Here is a 12610-nt window from a genome sequence, read left to right as displayed (position 1 = left end):
TCCGCCGCATGAGCCTCTTCATCACCTGCCCGGTGGACAGCGTCGAGCGCGCCACCGCCTTCTACACGACCCTCGGCTGGATCCTCAACACTGAGATGTCCGACCACAACGTGTCGTGCTTCGCGATCGCGCCGAACCAGTACGTCATGCTCGGCAGCCGCGAGATGTACGCGAGCGTCGGCGGCACCGAGGAACTGGTCGGCGGCCCGGACACTCCCTCGAAGGTCACGGTCTCGTTCGATCTCGACAGCCGCGAGGCGGTCGACGAGCTCGTCGAGCGTGCCGGTGCCGCAGGCGGGCGCGTCGGCGATACCGACGACTACCCCTTCATGTACCAGCGCCAGTTCGACGATCCTGATGGCTACCACTACTCGCCGTTCTGGATGAAGCCGGATGCCGATCCGACCGCGTGAGCGATGACCTCGCCGCCGCCCTGAGCGTCGTCGGAGCACGGTGGGCCCTGCTCATCGTGGAGCAGCTGCTCGACGGACCGCAGCGATACGGCGATCTGCAGCGCGAGCTCGGCGTGCCGACGAACATCCTCGCGACGCGCCTGCGCGAGCTCGAAGAGGCCGGCGTGCTGCGCCGGCTGCCCCTCCGGCACAACACCCGGGCCTACGCGCTGACCGACCGCGGGCTCGCCCTGCGCGAGGCGATCGTCGCGCTCGGACGCTGGGGCGAGGACCAGGGCAAGGACCACGACCAGGCCCAGAACCAGGACCCGTCCTAGTACTCCACCCGCCCCGCGCTCCGGTCCCACAGCTCGAACGGCTCTGAGGCATCCGTCGTCCGCAGCTCCTGCACGACCGGCAGCGTCCAGCCGTCGCGCGGGCTCGCCATGAGCTCGTAGAACTCGTGGTCGTCGAAGCCGGCGGCCGCGGCATCCAGCCTGTTCGCCGAATACACGACGCGGTCGACCCGCCCCCACAGGGCGGCCGACAGGCACAGCGGGCACGGCTCGCACGAGGTGTACAACGTCGTGCCCGACAGCACGAAGGTGCCCAGCGCGCGGCCCGCCGCGCGGATCGCCTGCACCTCCGCATGCGCCGTCGGGTCGTTGTCGCGGGTCACCCGGTTCTGACCGACAGCGACCTGCGCCCCGTCCTTCACGATGACCGCACCGAAGGGGCCGCCGCCGTCACGCACGTTGTCCTCGGCGAGGCGCACCGCGGCCTCGAGCCAGTAGACGTCGGCCTGGCGGCGCAGCTCGGCCGCGGCATCCGCCTCGCTCGCCCCCGGCTCGCTCATCGGCTCACCGTCGCCTCGATCATCCCGTACGGGCGGTCGTCGGCGTGGAACACCTCGTTCTCGTTCGGGATCGGCGGCTCGACCGTGAAGCGGGTGAAGTCGTAGAGGAAGTGGTGCTTGTTCGGCGCCTTCAGCGTCACCGTAGAAATCGACGGCACCGCGTCGAGCACCGCCTGCCCCATCTGCCACAGCGTCTGCTGCAGGGCGAGCGAGTGCCAGGTCGCGAACGTCGACACCATCGCCGTGCGGGCCGCGTCGAAGGCCGCATCCCAGTCAGCCGGAACAGCCCCGAACACCCACTTCACGTCGAGTGACGTCGCCAAGATGCGGTCGTCGGTCTCACCGAGCGTCGTGTACGCGTCCTTGTGGAAGCCGTGGAACTCGCTTCCCGTCGACTTGAGGATCACGAGGTCGACGACCCCGCCCGTCACCTCGACGCGCGCCTCAGCACCGCTCCCGGAAGCCACGACGCCCACCGTGCGCCGCTCCGGCCCGCGCCGCACCCACGTGAAATCGTGCGGAGCCCCGTCGACCACGACCCGGTCCCAGGCGTCGACCAGCACGTCGACGTCGGCCTCGGTCGCGAACGGGTCCGACTCGACGAAGTGGCGGGCGAGTGCGATCGCATAGTCCTCGACCGCACCCTCGCCGTGCGTCTTCGCGAAGGCGAACGCTGTGTTCTTCTGCGTGTCCGTCGGCAGCACCTTCGACTGGTCGCCGGTCAGGTAGGCATCCGCGAAATCGCCGCGCAGCGCCGTCGTGACCGTGAGATCCCTGATCTCGTGCCGCGGGCTGTCGCGGTAGATCCGCACCAGGTGGATCTCGCCCTTGCCGTACTGGTTAGCGCTGAGCGTGTACATCAGCCGTCCTTTCTTGCGTTCGACGTTGCTATCGGACGCGTGATGAGTTCGCCGGACGGCGCCGCGTCGTCGACGAGCACGCCGCGCAGCCAGGTCGCGCGCACGAGACCGCGCAGGGTGCGGCCGTGATACGCCGTGATCGGATTCTTGTGCTTGAGTGCCGCCGCATCGACCGTGAACTCCGCATCGGGGGCGAAGACCACGAGATCGGCGCGGATGCCTGGGGCGATGCCGCCGCGGTCGGCGAGGCCCGCGAACGCGGCGGTGTTCGCCGACATCCAGCGGACGACGTCGGCGAGCGGGATGCCGCGCCTGCCGGCTTCCGTCCAGATGGCCGGCAACCCGAGCTGCAGCCCGGCGATGCCGCCCCACGCCTGCCCGAAGTCGTGGCCGCGGGTCTTGAGGTCGACCGTCGCAGGGGAGTGGTCGCTCACGATGATGCTGAGCGTGCCGTCGGCGAGCGCGGCCCACAGGGCGTCCTGGTTGGCGTGGTCGCGGATGGGCGGAGCGCACTTGAACGCCGTCTCGCCGTCGGCGATGAGGGCGGCGTCGAGGGTGAGGTAGTGCGGGCAGGTCTCGCCCGTGATCCGCACGCCCTCGGCCTGGGCCGCGCGCAGCAGCGGCAGCACGGCGGCGCTCGAGACGTGCACGATGTGCACGCGGGCGCCGGTGCGGCGGGCGGCGTCGATGACCATCGCGACGGCCGCCGCCTCGGCCTCGTCAGGGCGCGAGGCGAGGTAGCCGGCGTAGTCGGCGCCGCCGTCGTACGGGTGCGCGGCGAGTTCGGCCGGGTGCTCGGCGTGCACGATGAGCAGTCCGTCGAAGGCGGCGAGCTCGGTGAGGGCGGCCTCGAGCTGCGCGGCGGAGAGGTGCCCGAACTCGGGAACGCCGGTGTCGGCGAGGAAGCACTTGAAGCCGAACACGCCTGCGTCATGCAGGGCGCGCAGCTCGCCGGTGCCGAGGTTGTCGGGCACGGCTCCGCCCCAGAACCCGACGTCGACGCGGGCCTGCCCGCGCGCCGCCGCCTGCTTGACGCGCAGCGCGTCGAGCGTGGTCGTCGGCGGGATCGAATTGAGCGGCATGTCCACGATCGTCATGACTCCGCCGGCCGCGGCGGCCGCGGTGGCGCTCGCGAAGCCCTCCCACTCGGTGCGGCCGGGTTCGTCGACGTGCACGTGCGTGTCGATGAGGCCGGGCAGCAGCACCTCGTCGGGCGCGAGCACCAGCTCGGTGCGGGCCTCGAGCGCGGCATCCGTCTCGAAGACGCCCGCGATCAGCCCGCCGGAGATGGCGACGGATGCCGCACGCTCACCCTCGGGCGTCACGATGCGCCCCCTGATCACGGTGTCGTACACAGCCATGTCGCCATCTAAGCGGGCGTTCGTTGCGGGCCGGTTACACGGCGTCGTTCGCGAGCGCCCACACTGCGTCGCGGGTGAGCTGCGTGGCGTGCGGGCGCACGCCGAGCGCGTCCCTGATCGCGTTCGTGAGCGCGGGCGCCACCGGGTTGTACGGCGCCTCGCTCATCGACTTCGCGCCGCGCGGGCCCAGCAGGTCGTAGGTGTCCGCGAAGAACACCTGCGTGTAGGGCAGGTCGGCGTATTGCGGGATGTGGTACTGCCGCAGCACGGGCGTCTCGACGACGCCGTCCTTCAGGATGTGGTTCTCGAACAGCACGGTGCCGATCGCCTGCGCGACCCCGCCCTCGAGCTGGCCGCGCAGCTGCTCGGGGTTGATCACGGTGCCCGCGTCGGCGGCGTGCACCGACTGCAGGATGCGCACCTCGCCCGTGCCGCGCGACACCGCGACGCGGAAGCCCTGCACATTGAACGCGACGGAGCGCGGCGTGCCGTCGTTGCTCGCCCGGTGCGTCACCCGGCCGGTGCGCGGCGCGAGCGCCTCGACGAGCGCGTCGAGGCCCACGCGCGCCCCCGAGGGGCCGATCACACCGTCGCGGTCGAGCGTGCATTCGCCCGCATCGGCGCCCAGTTCGGCCGCACCGGCCGCGATCAGCCGATCGCGCAGCCCGAGCGCCGCCGAGTGCACGGCACGACCCGCGACGACCGTGCCCGCCGAGCCGAATGCCCCGGTGTCGTAGCCCGTGGCATCGGTGTCCGACTGGTGGATGGCGACCCGCGCGGCATCCGTGTTCAACGCCGTCGCGGCGAACTGCACATGCGCCGTCGTCGTGCCGTTGCCGAATTCGCTTGTGCCCACGCCGACAAGGTAGGTGCCGTCGCGCAGCAGGCTGACGGAGCCTTCCGCGAAGTGCCCGCGCGGCGGCATCGTCGCGATCATCGCGATCGCGAGCCCGGTGCCCTCGACCCACTCCGGGCCGACGGGCCGCGAGATCGTCGCGAGCGGAAGGGCCTGCGGCCGCCACTCGGGCGCGGCGCTCTCGCGCAGCCGCGCCTCGACCCAGTCGAGGCACTGGTCGAGCCCGTAGCTGCCGACCGCGAGGTCGTCGGACGGACCGCCGCCGAAATCGGTGTCCGCGGTGATCATGTTGCGCCGCCGCAGCTCGGCGGGAGCGATCCCGAGCTGCAGCGCGAGCTCGTCGACGGCCGACTCGAGCGCGAAGATCACCTGCCCGAGGCCGTAGCCCCGGAACGCCCCTGAGGGCTGATTGTTCGTGTACACGCCCTCGACGTGCACGTGCTTCATACCCCAGCGGTAGATGCCGGTCGACTCGGTGACCGCGTGGTGCAGCACGCCGCGGGTGTGGTTGCCGTAGGCACCCGCGTCGGCGAGCAGGTCGAGGTCGAGCGCGGTGAACCGGCCGTCGTCGTCGGCCGCGATCGAGACGGTGAGCCGCATCGGATGCCGCACCGGCATCGCCGTCATCACTTCGGTCCTCGTGAGCTCGTACTCGACCGGTGCGCCCGTCTTGAGCATCGCGAGCAGCACGAGGTCTTCGACGAGCAGCTCCTGCTTGCCGCCGAAGCCGCCGCCGACGCGGCCCGTGAGCACGCGCAGCTGCTCGGTCTCGAGGCCGAAGATGCGCGCCAGCTCGGCGCGCGCGAGGAACGGCACCTGCGTGCTCGCGCGGATCACATAGCGCCCGCCCTCGTCGATCCAGCCGCGCGCGCCCGGCGTTTCGAGCGCGGCATGCGTGACGCGGTGCGTCTCGAAGGTGCCGGTGTAGCGATGCGGGGCGGATGCCAGCGCCGCAGCGACCTCGTCGGCCGCCGCCCCCTCGTCGAAGGCGATCACGCGGTTGTGCGCCGCGTCGTCGACCCGGTCGGCGGGGGTGCGGTCGGGGTGCAGCACGGGGGCGCCGTCGCGGCGCGCCTCGTCGGGGTCGTAGACGGCGGGGATGAGCTCGTAGCCGACCTCGATCAGCGCGCAGGCCTGCTCGGCGATGCGCTGCGACTCGGCCACCACGGCGGCGACGCGCTGCCCGCGGAAGCGCATCACGGTGTCGATCACGAGCTGGTCGTCGGGGTCGTCCTCGCGGTGCTCGTGCCGCGCGGTCGAGAAGCGCACGGCGGGGGAGTCCTCTGCGGTCAGCACGGCGCGCACCCCGGGCAGCGCGAGGGCGCGCGAGGCATCGACGTGCACGACCCGGGCGTGCGCGTGCGGGCTGCCGAGCACGGCGAGGTGCAGCATGCCCTCCGGCGGGTCCTGGTCGAGGGTGTACGCCTCCTCGCCGCTCACGACGCGCCGCGCGGCGGGCGGCGCGACCGCCTGCCCGTAGGCGGGGTCGCCGTTGCTGATGCCGGCGGGCTGCATGTTGCGGCTGCCGACGATCGCGTCGCCGATCGAGCGGTAGCCGGTGCACCGGCAGAGATTCCCCTTGATCGCCTGCGGCAGCTCGGCGAGGTCGCCCTCGTCGAGGGTCGAGGCGGCGACGACGAATCCCGCGGTGCAGTACCCGCACTGGAATCCGCCCGCCGCGACGAAGCGCTCCTGCACGGGGGCCAACTCGTCGGACGAGCCGAGGCCGTGTACGGTCGTCACCTCACGGCCGTCGGCGCGGTGCGCCGGGATGATGCACGAGTTCACCGCCTGGCCGTCGAGCAGCACGGTGCACGCCCCGCAGTCGCCGGCGTCGCAGCCGCGCTTGACGTCGTAGTGCCCGAGCCCGCGCAGCACCGTGCGCAGCACCTGGCCGGGCTGCGGCTCGAACTCCTCCGGGGTTCCGTTGACGGTCAGCCTCATGCGCGAGCCTCCTTGTCGCCATCCGCGAGCTCGGCGCGCACCTCGTCGGCGAGCCGCAGCGCCATCGCGCGCCGCCATTCCGCCGTGCCGTGCGGGTCCGCGTACCACTCGCCGAGGGAGCGCACGGCGTCCGCGAGCTCGCCCGGCTCCGGCATCCGTTCGAATTCGAGCACGCCGGGCCGGGTGCGCGCGGCCGCAACCACGATGACGGTGCGATCGGATGCCTCACGCCGTCCGCCCACGAACACGCCGGCGCGCCCCAACGGCGCGAGCGCCAGCCGGCGCCAGGCCGTGCGCGCCCCGAGCGCGGCGGCGGGCACGTCGACGGCCCGGACGAGCTCGCCCTGCGCGAGCACGTTCTGGGCGACCCCGGTCACGAAATCGGCGGCGGGCACTCGGCGCTTCCCGCTGGGCCCCCAGATCCTGATCGACGCGTCGAGCACCGCGGCGAGCGCCGGGATCGGGCTCGCGGGCGCCGAGAAGCACAGGTTGCCGCCGACCGTCGCCGTGCGCCACACCTTCGCGCCCGCGAGGAACGAGCGCACCGCCTGCGCGAACACCGGCTGGGCGGTGCCGCCGAGCTCAGGCGAGATCGCGTGCAGCTGCTCGAGCGTGCAGGTGGCGGCGATGCGCAACCCGCCGTCGCCGCGCCGCTCGAGCGGCTCCCAGCCCATCGTCATGAGGTCGACCACGCCCGTCACGGCGGGCTGCGGCTCGCTGTACAACCAGGTGCCACCGCCCAGGAACACCTCGCCGGGCGCGAGGACCAGCTCGTCGCGGGTGCGCGCGGTACGCACTGAGGCCAGTCGGGTCAGGTCCATTGGAGTACTCAATCACGCCGTGCCGCCGCGGGCCCAAACGGCATCCAGGGGCGTGTCCGGGCCGCTCAGCGACGGTGGTCGCCGCCCGCGATCTGCTCGAGCGCGTGCCGGTAGAAGCCGTCGAGCACCGCGAGCCCGTCGCGCACGCCGCCCTCGCTGCCGGGCAGATTCACGATCAGCGTGCGCCCGGCGACGCCCGCGACGCCGCGCGTCAGCAGGGCGTGCGCGCTGTGGGCGGCTCCCACGCGGCGGAACTCCTCGGCGAATCCCGGCAGCTCGAGGTCGAGCACGGCGCGGGTGTGCTCGGGCGTGCGATCGGTCGGGCTGATGCCCGTGCCGCCGGTCGTGACGACGATGCGCAACCGGGCCGACACAGCGCCGCGCAGCGCCGCTTCGACGCCCGGCCCGTCGGGAACGACGCGCCGCGAGGTGTCGAAGCCGCGCTCGGTGAGCCAGTCGAAGATCAGCGGACCGCCCGTGTCCTCGTAGACGCCGGCCGCGGCCCGGGTCGAGACGGTCAGGGCGAGCGCGGTCAAACCGCCCTCCACGCGCCGGACTTGCCCCCGTCCTTCTCGAGCACCCGCACGTCGGTGATGACGGCTCCCTTGTCGACGGCCTTGATCATGTCGTAGACGGTGAGCGCCGCGACCGAGACGGCGGTCAGCGCTTCCATCTCGACCCCGGTCACGCCGACGGTCTTCACGGTCGCGCGGATCTCGACCCGGTCGCCCTCGGCGCGCAGCTCGAGGTCGGCGCCCGAGATGGGCAGGGGGTGGCACAGCGGCACGAGCTCTGAGGTCTTCTTCGCTGCCATGATGCCCGCGATGCGCGCCACAGCGAGGGCCTCGCCCTTGGGTAGTTTCCCCTGCGCGATCAGCTCGACGACGTCGGGACGGGTGATAACGGATGCCGCGGCCACGGCCCTGCGCGCGGTGACCTGCTTCTCGCTCACGTCGACCATGTGCACGGCGCCGTCTGCGCGGACATGGGTGAGAGCGTCGGGCGCGTCACTCATCGATCCTCCAGACTTCGACGGTCTCGCCCGCCTCGGCGCGGGAGAGGCCGACCGGTAGGTGTACCAGCACGTCAGAACGAGCGTACGCCGCGAGCAGGTGCGAGCCGGGGCCGCCGACGAGTTCGACGGTGCCCGCGTCGGTCAGGCGACCGCGGCGCACCTGGTGCTTGGTTCCAGGGGAGTCGACGGATGCCGCGAGCGGCACCCTCAGCATCGGGCGGTCGCCGCGCAGCACCGGGCGCAGGAACAGCTCGAACGAGACCAGCGAGCTGACCGGGTTCCCCGGGAAGCACAGCACGGGGGTCGCCGCACCCGCGACGGTGATCGCGCCGAGTCCCTGCGGGCCGCCGGGCTGCAGGGCGACCGAGCCGAAGCGCACTCCGAGCGGCTCGAGCGTGTCGCGCACCACCTCGTGCGCGCCCGCGCTCACGCCGCCGCTCGTGACGACGAGATCGACCGGGCCGGCCGCCTCGAGGGCGAGGCGCAGGTGGCCGGGCTCGTCGCTGTACACGCCCGTCGCGAGCGCGATGCCCCCGGCGAGCGTGATCGCCGCCGACAGCGAGACGGCGTTCGCGTCGTAGATCGCGCCGGTGCGCAGCGGCTCGCCGGGCTCGGCGAGCTCGGCGCCGGTCGAGACGATCAGCACGCGCGGCCGCGCGCGCACCGGCGCGGTGGAGAGACCGGATGCCGCGAGCGCGCCGAGCTGCGCCGGCCCCAGCGTCGCCCCGGCCTCGAGCAGCACGGAGCCTCCGGGCAGATCGCTGCCGCGGGCGCGCACGAACGTGCCGCGCTCCACCGGCTGCCGCAGCTCGATCGTCTCGCCGACGGCGGCGAAGTCGCCCGGGGTGCCGACGGCCTCGACGGGGACGACCGCGTCGGCACCGACCGGCATCGGGGCGCCGGTCATGATCGCGACGGCGCCGCCGGCGAAGCTCGTGATGGGGTCTCCGGCCGCGACGTGGCCAGTGACGCGCAGCGGGCCGGCCGCGGCATCCGATCGCACGGCGTAGCCGTCCATCTGCGAGTTGTCGAAGGGCGGCAGGTCGATGGGGGTGCGGGCGTCCTCGGCGAGCACGCGGCCGAGCGCGGCGCCGAGCGGTACGACTTCCGTCGCGGGGTGCCAATGGGACTCGACGAGGCCACGCACGGCGGCCCTGTGCTCGGCGACGGTGGTCATGGGACCACGCTATGCCGTCCGGCGAGCACCCGGAGGAATCAGGCGCTCAGCGGGCGGATGCTGCTGATCGGTGCCTCCGCGCGCGCAATGGCGAGGTCGTAGCCTTCCTGTAGCCGCAGCCAGAACTGCGGGGTGGTGCCGAAGAACGCGCCGAGGCGCAGCGCTGTGTCAGCGGTGATCGCCTGCTTTCCGCGGATGATCCGCGAGATGCGCGACTGGTCGACGCCGATGCGCTTGGCGAGCTCGTACTGCGTCACGCCGAGCGGCTTGAGGAACTCCTCGAGCAGGATCTCGCCGGGCGTGGACAGATCGTCAGTGATAGTCGATGAATACGACATCGATCGCCTCTCCTCCGTCCCAACCGAAGACCAGCCGCCACTGGTCATTGACTCGGATGCTGTAGCTGCCCGCCTGGTTGCCTTGGAATTTCTCCAGGTGGTTCGAGGGCGGGATTCTCAGATCTTCAAGCTCCCCTGCTGCATCCAGCAGCTGGAGCCTGCGCACCAGGCGCTTGCGGACGTCGGGTGGCACGCGTCGCGGGGCCGCGCCACTGAGCCAGTACTCCTCGGTGTCACGGTCCGCGAACCTCACGCGCCGATACTAGCGCACTGCGCAAGTATCGGTGAGTCGGGCTCCGAGAGCGGAATCGGTCATTGCGCACACCCGTTCTGCCTCACTCCGTTCACGCCCTGAGCGTCGCCGCTCGGCGAATCGTCCCCTCGATCACCCCATCGACTAGCCTGCGGTTCCTCGCCCCGGCCTATCTCGGAGCCGGAGCCTTCCTGCCTGCATCGCCGTTGAACACGTCGAGCAGCTCGGCGAGAGCCGCGCGCCGCCACGGCTGGCCCGCGACGAGCACGACGGCCAGCGCGATCACGACCAGCAGCAGGGACAGCGCGACCGCTGCGTCCGGATTCAGGTTGTTCTGCAGGTAGATCTCGAGCGGCAGGGTGCGCGTGACCCCCTGCAGCGACCCGGCCACCGTGATCGTCGCGCCGAACTCTCCGAGGGCACGCGCGAATGACAGCACGGTGCCCGAGATGAGCGCGGGGGCGAGGCTCGGCAGCGTGATCTTGAAGAGCACCTGCGTGCGGCTGGCCCCGTAGGCGAACGCGATCTCATCGTGCGTCTCGGTGACGGTGCGGAGCGCCCCCTCGAGGCTGATCACGATGAACGGCAGGGAGACGAACGACTGCGCGAGCACGACCGCCGCCGTCGAGAACGGCACCTGCAGGCCGAGCTTCAGCAGCACGGGCCCCAGCAGGCCGCGGCTGCCGACCGCGTACAGCAGCGCGAGGCCGCTCACCACGGGCGGCATGACGAGCGGGACGAGCACGAGCGCCCGCGCGATCGACTGGCCGGGGAAGCGCCCGCGGGCGAGCACGATCGCCATCGGCACGCCGAGCACGATGCACACGACGGTCGACAGAAGTGCCGTCTGGATGCTGAGCTGCAGCGCGGCCGACGACGATGCCGAGGTGACGAGCTCGCCGAAGTGCGGCCAGTCGACGTGTGTGACGATCGCGACGAGCGGCAGCAGCACGAACACCGCGCCCAGCCCGGCCGGAATCCACAGCCAGGCCGGGTAGCCGCGCCGCGCGGGCCGGTTCACTTCGGCGGCGCCCCGAAGCCCGCGTCCGCGAGCAGCTTCTGGCCCTTGGCGCCCGTGACGTACGCGATGAACTTCTTCGCGAGCGCCGCGTGCTTCGACGATGCTGTTGCGGCGATCGGGTAGGTGTTGATCGCGTGCTGCGCTTCGGGGAAGGGGATCCCGTCGACCTTCGAGCCGGCGCCCTTCACGTCGGTGACGTAGACCACCCCGGCATCCGCATCGCCGCTCTCGACCTTGGCGAGCACGTCGCCCACGTTCTGCTCCTGGCTGATCGGCGTGAGCGTCACTCCCGTGGCCTTCTCGACCGCCTCTGTGGCGTTGCCGCACGGCACGCCGTCGGCACACACGTCGACCTTGAGACCGGACTTCGCGAGGTCGGACCAGCCGGTGATGTTCTTGGGGTTGCCTGGCGCGACCGCGATCTCGAGCACGTTGGTCGCGAAGTCGACGGGCGTGCCCGAGATGAGGTTCTGGCTGACCGCGTTCTGCATGTTCTTCTCGTCGGCCGAGGCGAGGACATCGGCCGGCGCGCCCTGCGACAGCTGCGTGACCAGGGTCGAGGTGCCGTTGTAGTCGAACTGCACCCTGACGCCAGGGTTCGCCGCCTCGAATGCCGTGCCCAGCGTGTTGAAGGTCGCGGTGAGGCTCGTCGCCGCGAACACGGTGATCGTCTGGATCTTGGGAGCGGGGGATGCCTGCTGAGTGCGACTCGCCGGGCTCGAGCCCGCGCACCCGCTCAGCAGCAGGGCGGCGGCGATGCCGGCCGCGAACAGCGCGGGCATCCGTCTCATCGGCCGTCTCCCACCGTCTCGACGCTGACATTCGTCGCTTTGACGACGGCGGTCGCGAGCGTGCCGACCTCGAGCCCGAGTTCGCGGGCCGCTTCGGCGCTGATCAGCGAGACGATGCGGTGGGGCCCGGCCTGGAGGTCGATCTGGGCCATCACGCCGTCGAGCTGCACGCGCGTGACGATGCCCACGAAGTGGTTGCGCGCCGAGCTGAGCACGGGCGACGGGTCCGGCGCGGCCTTCGCGCGCTCGACGGCGAGCTTCGCGAGCGCTGCGCCGTCGACGGTCTGCGGCCCGTCGCCGTCGGAGTTCGCCTCGAGCTCGCCGCGGTCGATCAGGCGCCGCACGGTGTCGTCGCTCACACCGAGGAGCGCGGCCGCCTCAGAAATCCGCAATTGCGTCACAAAAGAGACTCTAGTGACGCAATTGCGGAAATTCCGCGACTAGTTCTCCGGGCTGAACGCCAGCGAGATCGAGTTCATGCAGTAGCGGTCGCCCGTGGGTGTGCCGAAGCCGTCGGGGAAGACATGCCCCAGGTGGGAGCCGCAGTTGGCGCAGCGCACCTCGGTGCGCAGCATGCCGAGCGAGCGGTCCTCGATGAGCTCGACCGCCTCGGGGCGCACGCTCTCGTAGAACGAGGGCCAGCCGCAGCCCGAGTCGAACTTGGTGCCGCTCTTGAACAGCTCGGCGCCGCAGGCCGCACACGTGTAGATGCCGGCACGGTCCTCATCGAGCAGCTCACCGGTCCACGGGCGCTCGGTCGCGGCCTGGCGCAGCACGGCGTACTGCTCGGGGTCCAGCTGCTCGCGCCACTCGGCGTCGCTCTTGCTGACCTTGTAGTTGGTGGACGAGACCTCTCCCATGCCTGTACCTCTCTGCTCTGGTGCGTGCTCTCGTGAAGCCGCTTCACCTCAGTAAACTCGCCCGA

Annotated in this window: 16 protein-coding genes; 2 read left to right on the top strand and 14 right to left on the bottom strand. The window is 71.7% G+C overall.

What is annotated here, in order from left to right:
- Window positions 1-8: 8 nt before the first annotated feature.
- Both ABD708_RS12350 and ABD708_RS12345 read left to right on the top strand, forming a co-directional pair.
- Entirely contained in the window at window positions 9-413 is a 405-nt protein-coding gene (locus ABD708_RS12350; RefSeq protein ID WP_344754852.1) for a VOC family protein, read from the top strand.
- Window positions 410-730 carry a winged helix-turn-helix transcriptional regulator gene (locus tag ABD708_RS12345; protein ID WP_344754850.1) on the top strand — a complete coding sequence of 107 codons (321 nt, stop codon included), beginning with the start codon at window positions 410-412 and terminating at the stop codon, window positions 728-730. Before ABD708_RS12350 ends, ABD708_RS12345 begins: the two co-directional genes overlap by 4 nt.
- Here ABD708_RS12345 and ABD708_RS12340 read toward each other — a convergent pair.
- From ABD708_RS12340 to msrB, 14 genes are all read right to left on the bottom strand, one after another.
- A complete protein-coding gene (locus ABD708_RS12340) occupies window positions 727-1248 on the bottom strand; it encodes a nucleoside deaminase (RefSeq protein ID WP_344754848.1) in 522 nt (173 codons plus the stop codon). The genes ABD708_RS12345 and ABD708_RS12340 overlap by 4 nt on opposite strands.
- Window positions 1245-2108 (bottom strand): factor-independent urate hydroxylase, encoded by an 864-nt coding sequence (gene pucL / locus ABD708_RS12335; RefSeq protein ID WP_344754846.1) that lies wholly within the window; start codon window positions 2106-2108, stop codon window positions 1245-1247. Before pucL ends, ABD708_RS12340 begins: the two co-directional genes overlap by 4 nt.
- Complete coding sequence (gene allB, locus ABD708_RS12330; RefSeq protein ID WP_344754844.1) at window positions 2108-3469, bottom strand: allantoinase AllB; 1362 nt, start codon at window positions 3467-3469, stop codon at window positions 2108-2110. The genes pucL and allB overlap by 1 nt, the downstream gene beginning before the upstream one ends.
- Window positions 3470-3503: 34 nt before the next feature.
- Complete coding sequence (locus tag ABD708_RS12325) at window positions 3504-6269, bottom strand: molybdopterin-dependent oxidoreductase (RefSeq protein WP_344754842.1); 2766 nt, start codon at window positions 6267-6269, stop codon at window positions 3504-3506.
- A complete protein-coding gene (locus ABD708_RS12320; RefSeq protein WP_344754840.1) occupies window positions 6266-7090 on the bottom strand; it encodes an FAD binding domain-containing protein in 825 nt (274 codons plus the stop codon). The genes ABD708_RS12325 and ABD708_RS12320 overlap by 4 nt, the downstream gene beginning before the upstream one ends.
- Window positions 7091-7155: 65 nt before the next feature.
- Complete coding sequence (locus tag ABD708_RS12315) at window positions 7156-7626, bottom strand: MogA/MoaB family molybdenum cofactor biosynthesis protein (RefSeq protein ID WP_344754838.1); 471 nt, start codon at window positions 7624-7626, stop codon at window positions 7156-7158.
- Window positions 7623-8105, bottom strand: coding sequence for a cyclic pyranopterin monophosphate synthase MoaC (gene moaC, locus ABD708_RS12310; protein WP_344754836.1), 483 nt, complete (start codon window positions 8103-8105; stop codon window positions 7623-7625). Before moaC ends, ABD708_RS12315 begins: the two co-directional genes overlap by 4 nt.
- On the bottom strand, window positions 8098-9282 hold the full coding sequence (locus ABD708_RS12305; RefSeq protein ID WP_344754834.1) for a molybdopterin molybdotransferase MoeA: 1185 nt from the start codon (window positions 9280-9282) through the stop codon (window positions 8098-8100). Before ABD708_RS12305 ends, moaC begins: the two co-directional genes overlap by 8 nt.
- 38 nt (window positions 9283-9320) lie before the next feature.
- Window positions 9321-9620 carry a HigA family addiction module antitoxin gene (locus ABD708_RS12300; RefSeq protein ID WP_344754832.1) on the bottom strand — a complete coding sequence of 100 codons (300 nt, stop codon included), beginning with the start codon at window positions 9618-9620 and terminating at the stop codon, window positions 9321-9323.
- Window positions 9595-9873: a type II toxin-antitoxin system RelE/ParE family toxin gene (locus ABD708_RS12295; RefSeq protein ID WP_344754830.1), complete on the bottom strand. Its 279-nt coding sequence runs from the start codon at window positions 9871-9873 to the stop codon at window positions 9595-9597. Before ABD708_RS12295 ends, ABD708_RS12300 begins: the two co-directional genes overlap by 26 nt.
- 169 nt (window positions 9874-10042) lie before the next feature.
- Window positions 10043-10894 carry an ABC transporter permease gene (locus tag ABD708_RS12290; protein WP_344754828.1) on the bottom strand — a complete coding sequence of 284 codons (852 nt, stop codon included), beginning with the start codon at window positions 10892-10894 and terminating at the stop codon, window positions 10043-10045.
- Entirely contained in the window at window positions 10891-11685 is a 795-nt protein-coding gene (gene modA, locus ABD708_RS12285; protein WP_344754826.1) for a molybdate ABC transporter substrate-binding protein, read from the bottom strand. Before modA ends, ABD708_RS12290 begins: the two co-directional genes overlap by 4 nt.
- On the bottom strand, window positions 11682-12086 hold the full coding sequence (locus tag ABD708_RS12280) for a TOBE domain-containing protein (RefSeq protein WP_344754824.1): 405 nt from the start codon (window positions 12084-12086) through the stop codon (window positions 11682-11684). The genes modA and ABD708_RS12280 overlap by 4 nt, the downstream gene beginning before the upstream one ends.
- A 39-nt stretch (window positions 12087-12125) precedes the next feature.
- Window positions 12126-12545, bottom strand: a complete 420-nt coding sequence (msrB, locus tag ABD708_RS12275; protein ID WP_344754822.1) for a peptide-methionine (R)-S-oxide reductase MsrB — start codon at window positions 12543-12545, stop codon at window positions 12126-12128.
- Between the last annotated feature and the right edge of the window lie 65 nt (window positions 12546-12610).

The organism is Gryllotalpicola koreensis (assembly GCF_039538185.1).
In the GTDB taxonomy this organism is placed as follows: domain Bacteria; phylum Actinomycetota; class Actinomycetes; order Actinomycetales; family Microbacteriaceae; genus Gryllotalpicola; species Gryllotalpicola koreensis.
This window is presented reverse-complemented; position numbering and strand designations above follow the sequence as displayed.

Coding starts and splice junctions, on each gene's coding strand:
- ABD708_RS12350 (WP_344754852.1), top strand. CDS start 9: ATGAGCCTCTTCATCACCTGCCCGGTGGACAGCGTCGAGCGCGCCACC.
- ABD708_RS12340 (WP_344754848.1), bottom strand. CDS start 1,248: ATGAGCGAGCCGGGGGCGAGCGAGGCGGATGCCGCGGCCGAGCTGCGC.
- pucL (WP_344754846.1), bottom strand. CDS start 2,108: ATGTACACGCTCAGCGCTAACCAGTACGGCAAGGGCGAGATCCACCTG.
- allB (WP_344754844.1), bottom strand. CDS start 3,469: ATGGCTGTGTACGACACCGTGATCAGGGGGCGCATCGTGACGCCCGAG.
- ABD708_RS12325 (WP_344754842.1), bottom strand. CDS start 6,269: ATGAGGCTGACCGTCAACGGAACCCCGGAGGAGTTCGAGCCGCAGCCC.
- ABD708_RS12320 (WP_344754840.1), bottom strand. CDS start 7,090: ATGGACCTGACCCGACTGGCCTCAGTGCGTACCGCGCGCACCCGCGAC.
- moaC (WP_344754836.1), bottom strand. CDS start 8,105: ATGAGTGACGCGCCCGACGCTCTCACCCATGTCCGCGCAGACGGCGCC.
- ABD708_RS12305 (WP_344754834.1), bottom strand. CDS start 9,282: ATGACCACCGTCGCCGAGCACAGGGCCGCCGTGCGTGGCCTCGTCGAG.
- ABD708_RS12300 (WP_344754832.1), bottom strand. CDS start 9,620: ATGTCGTATTCATCGACTATCACTGACGATCTGTCCACGCCCGGCGAG.
- modA (WP_344754826.1), bottom strand. CDS start 11,685: ATGAGACGGATGCCCGCGCTGTTCGCGGCCGGCATCGCCGCCGCCCTG.
- msrB (WP_344754822.1), bottom strand. CDS start 12,545: ATGGGAGAGGTCTCGTCCACCAACTACAAGGTCAGCAAGAGCGACGCC.